Origin of the sequence: Halobacteriovorax marinus SJ (genome assembly GCF_000210915.2) — a bacterium.
Taxonomy (GTDB): Bacteria; Bdellovibrionota; Bacteriovoracia; order Bacteriovoracales; family Bacteriovoracaceae; genus Halobacteriovorax; species Halobacteriovorax marinus.
In genome coordinates this window covers 300,636-315,735 of sequence record NC_016620.1, presented here as the reverse complement: position 1 = coordinate 315,735, position 15,100 = coordinate 300,636, and the positions used below count along the sequence as shown (strand labels likewise).

16 protein-coding genes are annotated in these 15,100 nt (G+C 36.7%); 3 read left to right on the top strand and 13 right to left on the bottom strand.

Features of this window, described 5'->3' with window-relative positions; genetic code table 11:
• Positions 1 to 13: 13 nt before the first annotated feature.
• The 5 genes from BMS_RS01480 to BMS_RS01460 form a co-directional block, all read right to left on the bottom strand.
• Positions 14 to 1,648 (bottom strand): ABC transporter substrate-binding protein, encoded by a 1,635-nt coding sequence (locus BMS_RS01480; protein WP_014243014.1) that lies wholly within the window; start codon positions 1,646 to 1,648, stop codon positions 14 to 16.
• A 122-nt stretch (positions 1,649 to 1,770) separates the two neighbouring features.
• On the bottom strand, positions 1,771 to 2,457 hold the full coding sequence (locus BMS_RS01475) for a hypothetical protein (RefSeq protein WP_014243013.1): 687 nt from the start codon (positions 2,455 to 2,457) through the stop codon (positions 1,771 to 1,773).
• A gap of 43 nt (positions 2,458 to 2,500) precedes the next feature.
• The gene (locus BMS_RS01470; RefSeq protein WP_014243012.1) at positions 2,501 to 3,175 is read right to left on the bottom strand and encodes a class I SAM-dependent methyltransferase; all 675 of its coding nucleotides are present in this window, start codon (positions 3,173 to 3,175) and stop codon (positions 2,501 to 2,503) included.
• Between the two features lie 9 nt (positions 3,176 to 3,184).
• Positions 3,185 to 3,685 carry a hypothetical protein gene (locus BMS_RS01465; RefSeq protein WP_014243011.1) on the bottom strand — a complete coding sequence of 167 codons (501 nt, stop codon included), beginning with the start codon at positions 3,683 to 3,685 and terminating at the stop codon, positions 3,185 to 3,187.
• Positions 3,682 to 4,095, bottom strand: coding sequence for a hypothetical protein (locus BMS_RS01460; protein WP_014243010.1), 414 nt, complete (start codon positions 4,093 to 4,095; stop codon positions 3,682 to 3,684). Before BMS_RS01460 ends, BMS_RS01465 begins: the two co-directional genes overlap by 4 nt.
• Before the next feature lie 230 nt (positions 4,096 to 4,325).
• On the opposite strand from BMS_RS01460, the gene BMS_RS01455 reads away from it, so the two are divergent.
• Positions 4,326 to 5,885 (top strand): HAMP domain-containing methyl-accepting chemotaxis protein, encoded by a 1,560-nt coding sequence (locus BMS_RS01455; RefSeq protein WP_014243009.1) that lies wholly within the window; start codon positions 4,326 to 4,328, stop codon positions 5,883 to 5,885.
• Positions 5,886 to 6,490: 605 nt separating this feature from the next.
• Here the strand turns inward: BMS_RS01455 and BMS_RS01450 are convergent.
• Genes BMS_RS01450 through BMS_RS01430 form a run of 5 tightly spaced genes read right to left on the bottom strand, consistent with a single transcriptional unit; the run spans position 6,491 to position 11,327 of the window.
• Entirely contained in the window at positions 6,491 to 7,447 is a 957-nt protein-coding gene (locus tag BMS_RS01450; protein ID WP_014243008.1) for a FecCD family ABC transporter permease, read from the bottom strand.
• The gene (locus tag BMS_RS01445) at positions 7,444 to 8,217 is read right to left on the bottom strand and encodes an ABC transporter ATP-binding protein (protein WP_014243007.1); all 774 of its coding nucleotides are present in this window, start codon (positions 8,215 to 8,217) and stop codon (positions 7,444 to 7,446) included. The genes BMS_RS01450 and BMS_RS01445 overlap by 4 nt, the downstream gene beginning before the upstream one ends.
• Positions 8,204 to 9,031 carry an ABC transporter substrate-binding protein gene (locus tag BMS_RS01440; RefSeq protein WP_014243006.1) on the bottom strand — a complete coding sequence of 276 codons (828 nt, stop codon included), beginning with the start codon at positions 9,029 to 9,031 and terminating at the stop codon, positions 8,204 to 8,206. Before BMS_RS01440 ends, BMS_RS01445 begins: the two co-directional genes overlap by 14 nt.
• 2 nt (positions 9,032 to 9,033) lie before the next feature.
• Positions 9,034 to 9,537 (bottom strand): energy transducer TonB, encoded by a 504-nt coding sequence (locus tag BMS_RS16575; protein ID WP_014243005.1) that lies wholly within the window; start codon positions 9,535 to 9,537, stop codon positions 9,034 to 9,036.
• On the bottom strand, positions 9,537 to 11,327 hold the full coding sequence (locus BMS_RS01430) for a TonB-dependent receptor plug domain-containing protein (RefSeq protein WP_014243004.1): 1,791 nt from the start codon (positions 11,325 to 11,327) through the stop codon (positions 9,537 to 9,539). The genes BMS_RS16575 and BMS_RS01430 overlap by 1 nt, the downstream gene beginning before the upstream one ends.
• 200 nt (positions 11,328 to 11,527) lie before the next feature.
• Here BMS_RS01430 and BMS_RS01425 point away from each other — a divergent pair, with 200 nt between their 5' ends.
• Entirely contained in the window at positions 11,528 to 11,821 is a 294-nt protein-coding gene (locus tag BMS_RS01425; RefSeq protein WP_044557166.1) for a hypothetical protein, read from the top strand.
• Here the strand turns inward: BMS_RS01425 and lepB are convergent.
• A complete protein-coding gene (lepB, locus tag BMS_RS01420) occupies positions 11,818 to 12,573 on the bottom strand; it encodes a signal peptidase I (protein ID WP_014243003.1) in 756 nt (251 codons plus the stop codon). The genes BMS_RS01425 and lepB overlap by 4 nt on opposite strands.
• 152 nt (positions 12,574 to 12,725) lie before the next feature.
• Between lepB and BMS_RS01415 the strand changes: the two genes are divergently transcribed.
• Positions 12,726 to 13,508 carry an ImmA/IrrE family metallo-endopeptidase gene (locus BMS_RS01415; protein WP_014243002.1) on the top strand — a complete coding sequence of 261 codons (783 nt, stop codon included), beginning with the start codon at positions 12,726 to 12,728 and terminating at the stop codon, positions 13,506 to 13,508.
• Between the two features lie 31 nt (positions 13,509 to 13,539).
• Here BMS_RS01415 and BMS_RS01410 read toward each other — a convergent pair whose 3' ends face one another.
• Entirely contained in the window at positions 13,540 to 14,361 is an 822-nt protein-coding gene (locus tag BMS_RS01410) for a mechanosensitive ion channel family protein (protein WP_014243001.1), read from the bottom strand.
• A gap of 9 nt (positions 14,362 to 14,370) precedes the next feature.
• Positions 14,371 to 15,072 carry a DUF481 domain-containing protein gene (locus BMS_RS01405; RefSeq protein ID WP_052590548.1) on the bottom strand — a complete coding sequence of 234 codons (702 nt, stop codon included), beginning with the start codon at positions 15,070 to 15,072 and terminating at the stop codon, positions 14,371 to 14,373.
• Positions 15,073 to 15,100: the final 28 nt, after the last annotated feature.

Here is a 15,100-nt window from a genome sequence, read left to right as displayed (position 1 = left end):
AACTTCTGGTGTATTACTTTTTAAGCCACCAGTAACTTAGACCTAGATCAAATTGATACGTATCTTTTTCACGCTTAAGTCTGTCTGTGTGTCCGTAGAATCTATACTTCTCATTAAAGAAGAATGCATAAGGTACATCTTCAGCAATTTGCTTATATACTTCTTTTAAAAGCACAATTCTCTTTTCTTTATCTAGAGTTACTCTCGCCTCATCAATTAACTTATCAACCTTTGGATTAGAATAAGAGATGAAGTTAGACCCCGAAGCAGAAGCTGAGCTTGAGTGCCAAATTTGCTTAGGATCCCAGTTGATCGATCCACCAGACCAAGCCAGTCTTACGGCTTCGAATGATCTCTCATCAAGCTTCTTAATGAATGTGTTCCATTCAACAAATTTAACATTGATATCTACACCAGCTTTCTTGGCATCTTCTTTATAAATTGTGAGGTACTTAACAAATTCTTGATTTGGCTCAAGGATTGTAAATGAAAGATTTACTTTCTGACCGTCGATAACTTTATCTAGGATTCCATCCTTATCAGTATCGGCCCAACCATCTTCTCTTAAAAGCTTAAGAGCTTTCTTTGGATCATAGAGAACTGGCTTCACTTTTTCGTTTGCATAAATTGATTGTCTATAAAGAGGACCTGTTGCTGGAAGAGACATACCAAAACGGAATTTCTCAATCATCTTCTCTCTATCTAGTAAGTGGTAAAGAGCAACTCTTACCTTTTTTGACTTGAAGATTCTGTCCTTTAGGTTCCAACCAATGAAACCGTAACCTGTAGGTGCTTTATTTTGAGTCTTTACTTTGAAAACAGATTTTCCCCACTGAGGACCATTTGTCTTTCTTTCAAATTCCTCAACTGTTAAACCGTTGAAGTCAAGGTCACCTTTTTGAAGACGTTGAATTGCAACTGTTCCATCCTTAACAAACCTCATAAGGATTCTACCGTAGTTGTGCTCAAACTTTCTTGCTGGATCTTTAGCTCCCCACCAAGACTTATTATTTAAAAGAGTTATATGCTTACCTCTTCTGTAACCATCAAGAGTATAAGGACCCGTTCCAATAAGAGTCTTATTTAATTTCTTTTGTTGTTTCTCTGTTGGATTTTCGTAGATGTGCTTTGGAACAATAGAAAGTCCGGCAACAACATCAAAGTTTCCGAAGTACTTTTTCTTTGCTGTAAATTTGATTTTATTTTTTCCGATTACTTCTGCTGAAGCAATATTTTCGTAGTATGGCTTAATTTGAGCCGTTTTGTATTTATTAGTAGGATCGACAATTGCGTCGAAAGAAAACTTAACGTCTTCAATTGTTAATGGCTTTCCGTCGTGCCACTTAACTCCATCTCTAAGCGTGAATGTGTACTCTGTACCATCCTTAGAAACTTCCCAGCTCTTTGCAAGAAGAGGCTGCCACTCATATGTATCAGGATTTCTATCAGCTAAACTTTCTATAATATAAGATTGAACTGAAGAGGCGTAAGCATCTGTAGATGATAGTGGATTCAAAGTTGTAGGCGCTTGTCCTAGATTATATTTGAATGTTCCACCCTTAATGGCCTTAGGACTTCCAACTCCAAGAGCTGAAAATGATAAAACTGCGAACGCAAATGCCGCAATAAATTTCTTTGTTGTATCCATTTCTTATCCTTTGCTTTAATTGGCTGCACGAGCATATATAATCTTGACTGAAATGTTAAGGAACATATGTCAAATTTGCACTTAAATATGTAATTTCTATGGGGTTTTAGCTCAATGAGAATCTACTTTTTGTAGAATAATCTTGGGTCTAGAGACCATCTATCTAGGGTTAAATTTTCATCAGAAATTCTATATTTTTGTAATTTAAAGTCTATTTCATTTATTCTCACTTCCAAGCCCTTGTAATTTCTAAGTGCATCCAAGCGGTCTTCTTCCAACGCGGCCAACTCATTGCGCCACTGCGCTTCTAACTTGTCGCGTAATACTTGATACCTCTTATTCACAGCGTCGGCCTTTTCAATGTGACTGTCCAATTGCTTTTTGCGGGACAAAATTTTGCTGGTAAGCGCCATTTTCTTCTTAACAAGAATCTCAATCAGCTCCTTACCCATACGAATATTATTTTCAAGATCCTCACTAAAGAACTTTAAATAGCGACCAGCCCCCAAGGTAACTCTAGATGAGCAATCTCTCATATTGGGAACTTTTAATAAGAGATAGCTACTACTCTTTCCTGCCACATAGGCCTTACAGTGAAAGTTTGGATTGTGCTGATCCCAGAATTCAACTTTATCTTTCTTATTAACGTATTTTACATTTTCAAATTCGACTTTAACTCTCACTAGACTTGCCTCTTCTCGCAAGTAGGACACTCGACCAGAGAACACACCCTGCTCACTCATTTTACGAGTTTCGCCCATAGAGAGACCCGTCAGCAGAAATAATAAAGTCCAAACAAAAGTTTTCATGCTCTTATTGTCTCAAATCTTTATTTTTTCAGAAAGTAGGAAATTATCTCAAAGGCTTTTGAAGAATGATTGAACTAGTGAACTCTCCTCTGTGAAGAGGCTCTTCAAACTTTAGAACGCGAAGATCTGGAAACATACTAAGAAGCTCAAGTTCTTTGAGTAAGTACTTATCCTCATACTTCTCATTTCCAGCAAGAGTCTTTTGCTTTTTTGTGTGAGATTCATAAATTAAAATACCGCCTGGCTTAAGCCACTCAATCAGCTTCTTATTTAACTCACGGTCGACATAGTAGAAGACAAGTATGGCATCAAAGGAACTCTTCTCACCCTTGAAGTCTTCCATAGAAGAAACTACAGCGTTAATTCTAATTCCATGTTCCGCCGCTAGCCTTCGAGCTTTTCTCACCGCAATTGCAGAGATATCTACACCAGTAACATTATATCCCTTGCGAGCTAGGAAAACGGTATTTCTCCCCTCGCCCATTCCTACATCTAAGACTTTTGATGCTAAAGGAATATAGCCATAATTTTCAGCTAGAAATTTTGCAGGAGCTTTCCCATAAAGATAGTCTTCACCAGCAAACTTCTTATCCCAAAATTGAATACTCTCTTTTTGCTTTCTTACTCCGGAAAGAAGTTGATAGCGATTCCCTGAAATTGCTTGTCTAGCAAAAGTAGGTAGGGAAATAAAAAAGATAAGAGCAATAGTTTTAAACATAGAAATATTCTAACTCGAAGTTAGATCATTTAAAACCTCGTCAGATAATTCCTCAAAAGACTCTTCACTTTCTTCGAGTTCAAATTCTTCAGGAAGATCAATTTCCTCTAAGAGTGCTTCAGGTTCAGTTTCATCTTCTGTTTCACCATCAAAGTAGAGCATAAGCAGATCATACTTACGAGTGAGTTCTTTAATAAAGTAATGAACTCTATCATCTACAGTCTGTGGCATATCTTCAGTCGATGTTAAATACCACTCCATTTTATCTACCGTTTCGTAGAAGTCATTAAGAACAACGATTAACTCGGGTGAAAGATACTTTAGATCTCCAATGCCAACTTTCTTATAGCGAGATCTAAACACTGATGGAAAATGTGATCTGGTTCTTTTTAGAGAGAAGATTGTTAGATACTCAACTTCTCTGGTTTTAATTCTTTCAAATAAATTCTTGGCATCAAGTCTTATCAAAGTAATAAGCCTGGAAATAATTTGCTCTTGGCTAATTTTCACATGCTACTCCCGACATCTGCCGGAAGCTTTGAACGTATTCCCCCAGGCCATGTCAACTTTGTTCTTCTATCTTCATAAATAGTAAGTGCTATTAATTTTACCACTTCTTTCAACTCAACAGGTAGTTGGAAATAATGGTAGGACTTATTTCTAAATCCTTTGGCCGCAATATCGGCCATAGCAAAACTTGATAGATCAAAGAGGCAGAACTTCTTACTAAGAACCATGTGGTCTAAGAAGTTCTTTCTGGCCTTAAGAAAATTAGCATACTTAGTGATACTTGAGTTTATAGATACGATATATTCTCTATTATTATGCTTGATATCCTTCAGTTCTCGAAGTGTTACAGGAACAAGAGAAATCCCATAATTCTTAAATAAATCAGCAAGATAGAAATAATTCTCTGACATTTGATTGTCATTTTTTAAGTAGAATATAAATATTTCTCGACTAGAGTTTATCATAATTTACGAATCGGTTTACTTCTAAGGAGGGTTGAGAAACTTAGAGTCCAGAGGAGTTCGATGGAAAAGATTGCCCATAGCTTAAGAAATCTTAAGGAAAACTTTTAGTAAAATAAATTACGTTTTCACCGAAGAGTTATTGATTGCTTCATAATTAATTGAGAGGGCTGCTAACCATGAAATTAAAAATTCAAACACAAATCATTACACTGGTTTCATTTCTATTTGCTTTTCAGGTCATCATCTGTGCGATTAGCTACATTGGCTTAACCAGCATAAGTGAGGAGCTAGATAGCGTATTCTCTAGGAGTCTACCTTCTATTGATAACCTTGTTCAGGCCGACAGAGATTTTCAACAATCTCTAGTTGCGGAGAGAACACTTCTTCTATCTGGTCTTGATAGTGAACAAAAGAAGAAACAAGTTGGAGAATACTATAAGAATAGAGCGCAAGTTCTAGAAAGATTCTCTGTATACGAAAAGCTTGCAAAAACTAAAGAAGAGAAAGAAATCATTGAAGTATTCAAGACGAAATATCAAGATTGGGTAACGATCAGTGATACATCAATGCCACTTACAGAAAGTGGATACGAGGGAGATCACGCTACTCTAATGAATACATCTCTCAACGTAACTGGTCCAGCATTTGAAAGCAGTAGAGACCAGCTCGATGCACTTCAAGAAGTTATTCAAACAAAAGCAAAAGTAGACTTTGATGTTGCGAGAGAACACTATAAGGAAGTTGAACTTCTTATGTTCTCAATCCTAGGTGGATGTCTTCTTTTTACAATTGGACTGAGCTTCTACTTCATCAGAAGCATTAAGCAAAAAATTGAAAGTACAATCAACAACGTTACTAATGAGAGTTTAACTCTTAATAATATTTCTGGCCTTCTAGGTCAAAGAGCGACAGAGCTTGCTTCGGCGTCTCAGCAGCAGTCAGCGAGTGTAACTCAGACATCTTCTTCACTACATGAGATTTCAGAAATGGTGAATAAGAATACTTCAACGGCAGTATCTAGTGCTGACCTAGTAAATACAGGAAAGAGAGAACTAGATAAGGGTCTACAAATGATTCTAAACCTAGCTGAAAAAGTTAAAGATATGAACACAGCTTCTTCAGAGCTTATTACGAAAGTTGATAATAACCACAAAAGATTTGAAGAGATCTTAGGAGTATTTAATAACGTTCAAGATAAGACAAGTGTTATCAACGATATTGTTTTCCAAACAAAGCTACTCTCTTTCAACGCTTCAGTTGAGGCCGCAAGAGCTGGTGAACATGGAAAGGGATTCTCTGTTGTAGCGGAAGAAGTTGGGAACCTTGCTCACATGAGTGGTAACTCTGCGAATGAAATCTCAGAGCTTCTTGAGGGAAGTCTTTCGAATATCTCTTCGATGATCGAGAACTCTAAATCAGAAGTAAGCAGTGCTGTAAAAAAGAGTGAAGAAATCATCACTCAAACCTTAGATATTTCTGCGAGATGTGAACAAACTCTAAAAGAAATTGATCAAATGTTTATACGAGTTACTGAATCAACCAATGAGATTGCTACTGCTTCTCAAGAGCAAAGCTCAGGTGTTGGTGAGATCAATACAGCGGTTCAAGAAATTGATAGTGCAAACCAACTAACAACTAAGAGTGCTCATCAAGTAGAAGAGTCTTCAAAAGAGTTAATTAGTGTTGCTGTTAGTCTTGAAGGTAGTATTGATGAATTGAAAAAACTTGTGGCATAATTAAGAAGAAAGGTACCCGATAGACTGTTTATTTAAGTTACTTCTATCATCAGGTCTACGGGTACCAATACTTTTTTGGTGAGTTGATCTTCCTAACTAGAGAGAGGGAAACTAGGATCGTCTAACTCTTTTTTCTTTGTCTCGACTCACTTCCTGTAAATCTTAACCAACCTTTTTACTACTTCGTCTCCATCCGTAGAAACTTCATAAATCGGCTTTATCTTCCTTGATATTCTCGAGTATTCTTCCTTGATTACTCTTGCTTTATATATAGCAAAGCTGATGCCAAGTTTTCCCCTTAATAAACTGTCAAAATCCCCATAGGAGTAGCATATTGCCCCTACGAACCATAGGGGCAATATTAAGATATTCCTGATTTCATGGGATTAGAAACAGGCAAATTGCCACTAGTAGTCCAATACATTGAAAGTAAGTGATCTTACATTTTCTGGCCCTACCTATTCACGGAAGCTTGCAAAGATAACAGCAGAAGAAACTACATAAAGACTATTTAAGTTCTTTAAATAATTAAGAAAATTAGGTGTCAAAAGAAACCTTAAAGAGACATTTTTTTGACCCCACATAAAATCTTACAACAATTTCACTCAGCTTTTTGTAGGCCTAGAAAGAAGATACAAGAGGAATGGTCCACCCAACAGAGCAGTCATAACTCCTACAGGCAATAGAGTTTCCTCCATAATATTTCTTGAAAGAAGATCGCAAAGATTAAGGAGTATTCCGCCCACCATAAAGCTCGCAGGTATCAATTGCTGATGCTTGTGACCAAAGACTTTCTTTGCCATATGAGGCCCTAGAAGCCCCACAAAGCCTATTGGACCGCACTCTGCTACTACCATCGCCACTACTATTGAATTAACAATATAGAGAGACTTTCTAAACTTATAAATATTTACTCCACGAGTAAGAGCAATATCATCACCTAGATACATAATATTCAATTTTCTCGCGTTAAAAGAACAATAAAAAAGAGAAATAAGAACTACTGGAATCAAGCGCACTGGAGAACTAAATCCTACCACATCAATTCCTCCCATTAGCCACCTAACCACTTGAATAGCATCCCTCTCCTGTCCCATGAACTGTAAGAAGAGAATTAGGCTTGAGCAAATCATTGAGAGTACGACACCAGATAATAATAATGAGTGAGTGCTCACTCTACCTCTTTTAATCGCCATCGAGTATACGATCACAACACAAAGAAGTGCGCTTATAAAACTAAAAATTGTAACACCATTAAAGAAAGTAAAGGAGAGAGAGAGACCAAGAGTAAAATAAAGAGAAGCCCCTAGAGCTGCACCACTAGCTACTCCCAGCGTATAAGGTGTTGCAAGAGAGTTCTTAAACATGGCCTGAAAGAGAAGTCCACTCAAGGAAAGTAAACCTCCAACAAGAAAGGACATTAAGAGTTGTGGAAGCCTTATATTCCAAACAATATTAGAAAACCCAGGATCCGAAAATTTAAAATCTCCAGGGCCAATCATTATTGAAAAAAGGGAAACTATAACTAAAAGAAAGAAAAGGGCGAGAAATTTTAATTTCATGACTTATAAATCTCCGGCACAATCATTTTCATTTTTTCTTCAGGGTGATTTACAAGAGTGAAAGACTTCTCAAATAACTCATCTAGATATTTCTTACTAATAAATTCAACTGCACTTCCATCATAGAAGCGCTCTCCCTTCTTAAGTGCAATAATTCTCTTACTATTTAAAATTGAAGAATTAATATCGTGTGAGACGAGAACAACACTCATCCTCTTCTCTAAAGAGAAGATTATTTTATTTATTTCATCTTGAATTTTAGGATCTAAGAAAGATGTCGGTTCATCTAAGAGGAGTATTTTTGGAGATTGAAAAATTGAAGCTGCAATAAAGACTCGCTGCCTCTCTCCACCACTAAGACTAAGAAGAGAGCGATGTTTAAAATCTAAAAGATTAAAGTCATTTAATATCGAATCTGCTTTTTCAATTTCAAAATTATTAAGAGTTCGCATATCTTCGAGATGAGGGTAATAACTCATCTCCATAAAATCCCAAACACTATAATCTGCATGAACCTCAAGAAACTGTGGAACATAAGAGATAATTTTTGCTCTTTCTAAATAAGTTAACTCTCTTATATCGACTCCATTTAGCTCAATTGATCCACTCCACATATCATTAATACCAATAATGCATTTAATAAGAGAAGATTTTCCTGAACCATTTGGGCCAAGAATTGTCGTCTGAGAGTTTGGGAGAAATTCTAGAGAGATATCTTTTAAGATTTCCTTCTTATCAATACTTAATGAGAGGTTCTTAATTTTTAACATGGCTCACCTCTAAAGAATTCTTTATATCCTCTGCAATCTTCCATACTCTAGGACCAGGGATAAAGTGATAGTCTCCATAAAGTTGAATATACTTAGTCTTTTTACTTTCTTTCAATATTTTTTTCCAAGCTTGCTCATGACTCTTCATAGAGTCCTTATTATGAGCGCCATAGATTTCAAAAATAACATCGTATTCTAGAGATAGAAGTCTCTCTCTTCCTATTTCTGGATAGGCGGCACTTCCTCCAGATAGCACATTTTGGTGTCCAATTCTATCTAGGATATCAGAGTAGAAAGTTTCCTCTCCAGCGGCCAATGCCTTTACAATCTCACCATCACGAAGAGAGCTCGAGATCAGAAATAACACTTTCAAAGGCTTTTTCTTGGACTTCTTTGTTAAGTACTTATTTAAATTATCAATTAATTCCTTGGCCCTTTTCTCTCTAGAGAACTTCTTTCCTAAGAAATTGATGGAATGGAAGACATCATCTAATCTGTCATGAGCAAGTGCTATTGTCTCAACACCTAACTTTTTCAAGTTATTAATTTGTTTAGATGAGGCCTTAGAACTAAGAAGTACAATACTTGTATTTAGCTTCAATATTTTTTCATAATTAATATCTAGAGATGTTCCAATTTTATCTTTACTACAAAATTTCTTATCGAATAGACAAAACCTACTCACACCAACGACCTCAGAATCAAGTCCAAGCTCATATAAAGTTTCACTAAGACTTGGAACAGTACTACTTATTCTTTGCTCACCTAAAGCAGCAAAAGAAAGTACAAAAATAACCAAAATCCTTAGTAGCACTCTTACTCTCCCTCATTTAATTTGAAATTAAATTCTAACACATATTCTACGACACTCTCCCTTCCCTTTTGCGTGACCGTAAAAAAGCTCTTTCTTGCCGCCTCAAGTGCTGCATTATCAAGTCTCTCAAACCCGCTACTCTTTGCAATACTTGCATCAATAACCTTAGCGCTCTTATCAATTTTAACATTCACAAAGACAACTCCCTCTTCTGAGAAGAGTCTCGAGCGATAGGGATATTGAGGCTTAAATTGATTCGCAACGTGGACGGAAGTCTTAGCCAAATTAGATTCATCTGTTTTAACTTCATTGCTAACTTTCTTATTCTGACCAATACCTTTACGCTCAGGGGACTTCTTCTCCTTATTCAAGTTAACTTTAAATGATGATTTTGAAGAGCTCATCTTCATCGTTACTTCTGCTTCACTCTTAATACTTAGATCAATCACTAATAGTGAGTGAAAAACTAGAGATATAAATATTCCAAAGATGAGCGAGCTATTCATTATAGTTTAAAGTTATACCTAAGGAAGAAACTTCTCCCAGCTGTTCCAAATCCATGGATTTGCTCATATTCTTTATCTAGAGCATTATCAATCTTTAATAGAACTGCTTGATCATTTGATATTTCATAATTTAGATTTAGGCCCACCAGCAAGTAAGAGCTAAGAACAACAGTATCAAAGTCACTATTTTCCCGTCTTCCTACGTAATTATAGTCATTACTCAATGAAAGCTTCTCATTAAATTTATACTTAAGTCCCAGATAGTATTTCTCTCTTGGTCTTCTCGCCAAATAAACCCCATCACTTCCCGCTGATTTATTAAAGGCCCTTAGGATAGTTGCACTACTGCTAAGGTCGAATTTCTCTGTAGAAATATCCAAACCAAGCTCAACTCCTTTAGTCTCAGATTTAAATGTATTGGTATATTTATTAAGTGTGCTATCAAAGTCGATAACATTCTCATATTCATTCTGAAAAATAGTTCCACTCAAAACGAAAGCGCTAAATCTTTGCTCAAGAGTAAAGTCATAACTCTTACTTTTAGTCGCTCTAAGTTGCTCATTTCCATAAATACTAAAGAGCTGATAAAGGCTCGGACTTTTATATCCTGTAGAAGCATTCAGTTTTGCGAAAGTGTTCTCAAACAACCTATAACTCGCCCCTCCCTTCCACACGATCTGATCACTTAGACTTTTCTCTTTTGACCACCTGAGTCCTGCCTGCAGCTTTAAGTCCCCTCTTTGTAAATGGGAATTGAGATAGGTTGCATATGAATTATAATTTTTCTTATTATTTATATTCTCAATACTCGCCTCTATATCTTCATATTCAAGGCCATTCAATATTGTAATCGATTCATTGATATAGAGAGGGTTTTTAAGTTCAACCTTCTTTGTCTCGGCAACAAGTCGTGAAAGAGAAAAAGAATTAGAGAGACGATCTGACTTGTTATAAGTAATGCTTAACTCTGGTATCCAGTAATCACCAATACGCTTCTTATAGCTCACTCCGGCAATAAGTTGCTCGTCCCTTCCCATATAGTCTAGCTTGTCAGATGTACTTGCATCAAAGTCACTTTGTGCCTTTACCCCTCTGACATTAAACATCAGTTGATCAGTAGAGCCTAGCTTCTTTATCCCTTTAAATGTGGCAGTCAAATTGTTCATACCATCTCTTTCAGCAAAAGGAGCTCGTTTTTCATTATAGCTTGAGAAGCCCTCGACATCTTGAAAGCTCATTCCCAAAACATAATTCATCGTCTTACCTTTTTGAGATGTAGAAAAGGAAGCCCTTTTATTATCGTAACTCCCATAACCAATAGAAGCATTTGCTCCAACATACTTCCCTGGAGTCTTCGTCGTAATTTTAATTACACCTGCCATTGCATCAGAGCCGTAGAGAACACTTTGTGCTCCCTTAAGAATTTCAACTTTTTCAATATTAGATAAATCAATATGCTCTAGAATAGCTGCTCCACCAACAGAGCTTCTATCATTATATTCAACGCCGTCAATTTCAATCAATGTATAACTAGAGTCAGCTCCCCTTAAGAATAGAGAGGTTGCTTTTGCGAAACCACCATTTGAATTAATATAAAGAGATGCTCTATCAGCAAGTAAGTCCACTAGAGAACTCTCTCCAGAGGCCTCAATCTCTGCAGCATCAATGACGTCGACATCAGAGACCGTTTGATCTTTATCCAAAGAAATTTTTTCTGCACTCACCAGAATATTAGTTTGTGCTTGTAAATTAAAGCACAGAAGTGTTGCTACAATAAACGATAGCTTCATGATTCCTCCTCAGGGATAGACTAAAACAAAGTATGGATCGGGCTCTACCGTTGCTGGACAGCGCTAGAATTTCACTAGCTTCACATAAGTTGTCGATTGAATACTTAGACTATGAACAAGCACTTCATAGATCAAGTTATTTTTACTATCTTCTTCTTTTGAGACTTTTCACATAACCAATTTTTCACTATAAATTCCACATGAATAATGAAATTAAAGAAATTTTTATAGTCCCACAGCCAATATTCTTCACCCACTCTTCTAGAGCAGGAATAAATCCAAATGAGATGCTAGAGAAGCTTAAAATGGATCATGACGACCTCTACCCCAAACTAGGTGGATATGCTCTAGACAGAAAGCAGTACTTCTCACTGCTCTACTTAGCTGGAATTAGAAAGACAAATAGTTACTTAGAAAGAGATAAGGCAGAACTCTTAAAAGATATTGATACCTCCGAGCTCATTGCTGAGCTCGAAGCGAGAACAAGAGGCTAGAGTAGCGTCCCAATTCTCCATGGTCTAAAGTGGAATTTCTCCTTTGACCATGGGTAAACCATGTTGAACCATACAAGCATGGCCCTTCCGCGAATATGACCAAAAGGTACAAATCCCCAAACTCTTGAGTCACTAGAGTAATCTCTATTGTCACCCATTACAAAGAAATGACCTTTTTCAACCTTAACCTTAGGGATATTCAAGTGATAAGGCATGCTATTATTCACAGCTGTAACAAACTTCTTACCGTCTAATTCAACGGCTTCAAACTCTATTCCCTTCTTGTCGAATTTATCGTCAAATAGGTCTATATACTCTTCCTTTGCTACCGGCTTTGTTTCAATCAATTTACCGTTCAAGTAAACCTTATTATTATAAACTTCAACCTCGTCACCTGGTAAACCAATCACTCTCTTAACGTAGAGGATATTTCTATCTCTTGGGTATCTAAATACGATAATATCTCCCCTTTTTGGGTCAGATGGTGTCGTCAAATAGATTGGGTCACCAAATAAATCTGAGTAAGGAAGCTTAAATCCATAAGACATTTTATTTACGAGAATAAAATCCCCAATGGCATTTGTTGGAAGTAAAGATCCCGAAGGAATATGGTTTGGCTCAAAAAATGAAGATTTAAATGCAAAGACCGTTACAATTATATAAATCCAAGAAAGTAATTCTTTTTTAATCTTAGTTAGTTTCTCTACAGATGGATCCACTGGAGCTTCTGTATTCTGATTATTCTCTTCCATTTCTATTCCCCGTAATTCTAGGTGCCTATCTTAATCTTTTTATTCATATCCGTCACCTATCTCGTGCCAAAGATTGTCTAATAGGACGCGGTTCACTATGAAAAAATGACCCGGACACTTCATAATTTCCTCTTCAAGAGATATGAGTAATTATGAAGAAATTTCTTATACTTACATGTCTTTTAAGCTCTATTCTAACTTGGAGCGCTGACCGATCAAGATGGGAAATCCTACCTACGGACCCTACGACGTCCACTATTAACGAAGATTTATTTTACTCGATTATTAACAGAGTAGAGTCGCTATACAGATTAGAGTTTGCTCAAAAAGGAATCGCTGTCCTATTTAATGCGGACTGGGATACGAGCTACTTTAGTGCCTGGGCCCACAATGATAACCCTCCACTCTTCTCGTTAAACTTCTGGGGAGGAATGGCCAGAATCCCTGGAGTGAATGAGTATGGCTGGGCCTTTGTTGTCTGTCATGAAGTAGGTCACCTTCTCGGAGGAGAACCTATGAACTCTCTACCTCACTTCGCATGGGGAAGTGCTGAGGGTCAAGCCGACTACTTTGCAAGTGCACATTGTCTCAAGCGTTACTTTGAGGCCTTTCCTTATCTAGGTGATGAAGTCCACCTAGGCCCTGGGGTTATCGATAAATGCAATAATGATGAGCACTGTTTAAATAGTGCGAAAGCAGCAGAAAGTTTTTCAAAGATCATCACATATCTCTACAGAGACACTCCTGCGCTAAGCCTCGAAACACCGAGTACCTCAGTGGTTGAAGAAAGTGTTCTAGCGAGCTATCCAGAAGCACAATGTAGACTTGATACAATACTTGAAGGCTCTCTATGTCAGAATGATTTTTCCTCTATGGAAGAGTGGGCATGTTTAAGTGGAATAGGAAGTAGACCAAGTTGTTGGTTTAAAAAATAAGGCCCAACAATTTGTCGGGCCCATTCTATTTTTATAAGTCTTTGATGACGTGAACATCTCTTTGAGGGAATGGAATACTGATTCCGTTTTCATCTAATGCTAATTTAACATTTTCGATTCCATCAAAGTTTACACCCCAGTAATCATCACTCTTTGTCCAAACTCTTACAACAAAGTTTACGCTACTGTCTGCAAGTGCTGATACAGCGATAAATGGCTCAGGCTCAGACATAACTCTTGAGTCAGAAGTAATTGTTTTAAAAATAACTTCCTTTGCTTTCTTAAGATCATCTCCGTATCCAACACCAAAAATAAAATCAACTCTTCGAGTAGACTGAGAAGTAATATTATTAATCACTCCATTGGCTAGAGGACCATTTGGAATTGTTAAAATTCTATTATCTGGAGTTCTAAGCTTAGTGTAAACCATTGAGATAGACTCAACTTTCCCGATCACACCTTGAGCTTCGATAACATGACCTGCTTTAAATGGCTTTAAAAGAATTAAAAGAACTCCACCAGCAAGGTTTGATAAACTTCCTTGCAGTGCTAGACCAAAAGCAAGACCAACAGAACCTAGAACAGCGATAAAAGAAGTTGTTTGAACTCCCAAGATTCCAAGAACAGAGAGGCATACTGCAACCTTTAAGCAGACTCCAATTATTGCTGATAGAAAATGAGAAACTGCTGTATCTACCTTCTTTTTTCCTAAGGCCTTAGTAAATAACTTAGTGACGAAGTTTGCGATATAAAGACCAATAACAAGCGTAACTAGTGCGAGAGCTAATTTCGGAGCTACTGCGATAGCCTTATCCATTAAAATTTTTTGTAAGTTATCCATAGATGTATTCATTTATATCTCCTAAAAGTTTGCAAGTAGTGACAGAGTATAATTATGATCGTACTTACTCTTACCAGTAGGAGGTTCATTATCATACTTCCAAAGATAAGCTGTCTTCATTGAGAAAGTCTTTGTAAGAGTAATAATAAGAGAAGGCTCAAGATTAACTAAGTAGTCTTTGCTCTCTGAGAAGTTTGGAAGATATTCAATCCAAAACTTTCCTTTTAGATTGTCTTGAAGTTTCTCTGTAATTTCTGTGTAAATTCTTCCTTTAAAATCTTTCTTATCTTCAGAGTTATCGAGAGGCTTTTCAATTGCATATCTTAAACCTGCTTCAGCTAAGAATGTAGCAGAGTCAGACTTATAGAAGATGTGAGTTAAACCCAAGTCAGTATTATATCTTCTATCGTATCCTGCAAATCTATCCGCTTCAATCAGCTCTCCAACATACATACCTGTAGTAGGAAGAAAGTTATAATCATAACGAAGACCAAAGTCCCAATTCTCAGCACTTCTTACGCTATCAGATTCACCATAGTGATAACTACCATGTGCTCTATAGACTGATTTCTCAACTGTATATGAGTTATCCGATTTAAATGTATAAGTTTTTAGATCTGTATTTCCACCAGTTATATTCACTGACGCCGAGTCTTCACTTTTAAATTGAGCAAAAGATGACATTGAAATTGCTGAAAACAGCATTATGAAAACAAATTTCATAGAGTATTCCTTGTTTAATAAATAATAG

Bases quoted from the DNA above. Each gene is read 5' to 3' on its own strand.
- BMS_RS01480 (WP_014243014.1), bottom strand. From the start codon at position 1,648: ATGGATACAACAAAGAAATTTATTGCGGCATTTGCGTTCGCAGTTTTA.
- BMS_RS01475 (WP_014243013.1), bottom strand. From the start codon at position 2,457: ATGAAAACTTTTGTTTGGACTTTATTATTTCTGCTGACGGGTCTCTCT.
- BMS_RS01470 (WP_014243012.1), bottom strand. From the start codon at position 3,175: ATGTTTAAAACTATTGCTCTTATCTTTTTTATTTCCCTACCTACTTTT.
- BMS_RS01460 (WP_014243010.1), bottom strand. From the start codon at position 4,095: ATGTCAGAGAATTATTTCTATCTTGCTGATTTATTTAAGAATTATGGG.
- BMS_RS01455 (WP_014243009.1), top strand. From the start codon at position 4,326: ATGAAATTAAAAATTCAAACACAAATCATTACACTGGTTTCATTTCTA.
- BMS_RS01450 (WP_014243008.1), bottom strand. From the start codon at position 7,447: ATGAAATTAAAATTTCTCGCCCTTTTCTTTCTTTTAGTTATAGTTTCC.
- BMS_RS01445 (WP_014243007.1), bottom strand. From the start codon at position 8,217: ATGTTAAAAATTAAGAACCTCTCATTAAGTATTGATAAGAAGGAAATC.
- BMS_RS16575 (WP_014243005.1), bottom strand. From the start codon at position 9,537: ATGAATAGCTCGCTCATCTTTGGAATATTTATATCTCTAGTTTTTCAC.
- BMS_RS01430 (WP_014243004.1), bottom strand. From the start codon at position 11,327: ATGAAGCTATCGTTTATTGTAGCAACACTTCTGTGCTTTAATTTACAA.
- BMS_RS01425 (WP_044557166.1), top strand. From the start codon at position 11,528: ATGAATAATGAAATTAAAGAAATTTTTATAGTCCCACAGCCAATATTC.
- lepB (WP_014243003.1), bottom strand. From the start codon at position 12,573: ATGGAAGAGAATAATCAGAATACAGAAGCTCCAGTGGATCCATCTGTA.
- BMS_RS01415 (WP_014243002.1), top strand. From the start codon at position 12,726: ATGAAGAAATTTCTTATACTTACATGTCTTTTAAGCTCTATTCTAACT.
- BMS_RS01410 (WP_014243001.1), bottom strand. From the start codon at position 14,361: ATGAATACATCTATGGATAACTTACAAAAAATTTTAATGGATAAGGCT.
- BMS_RS01405 (WP_052590548.1), bottom strand. From the start codon at position 15,072: ATGAAATTTGTTTTCATAATGCTGTTTTCAGCAATTTCAATGTCATCT.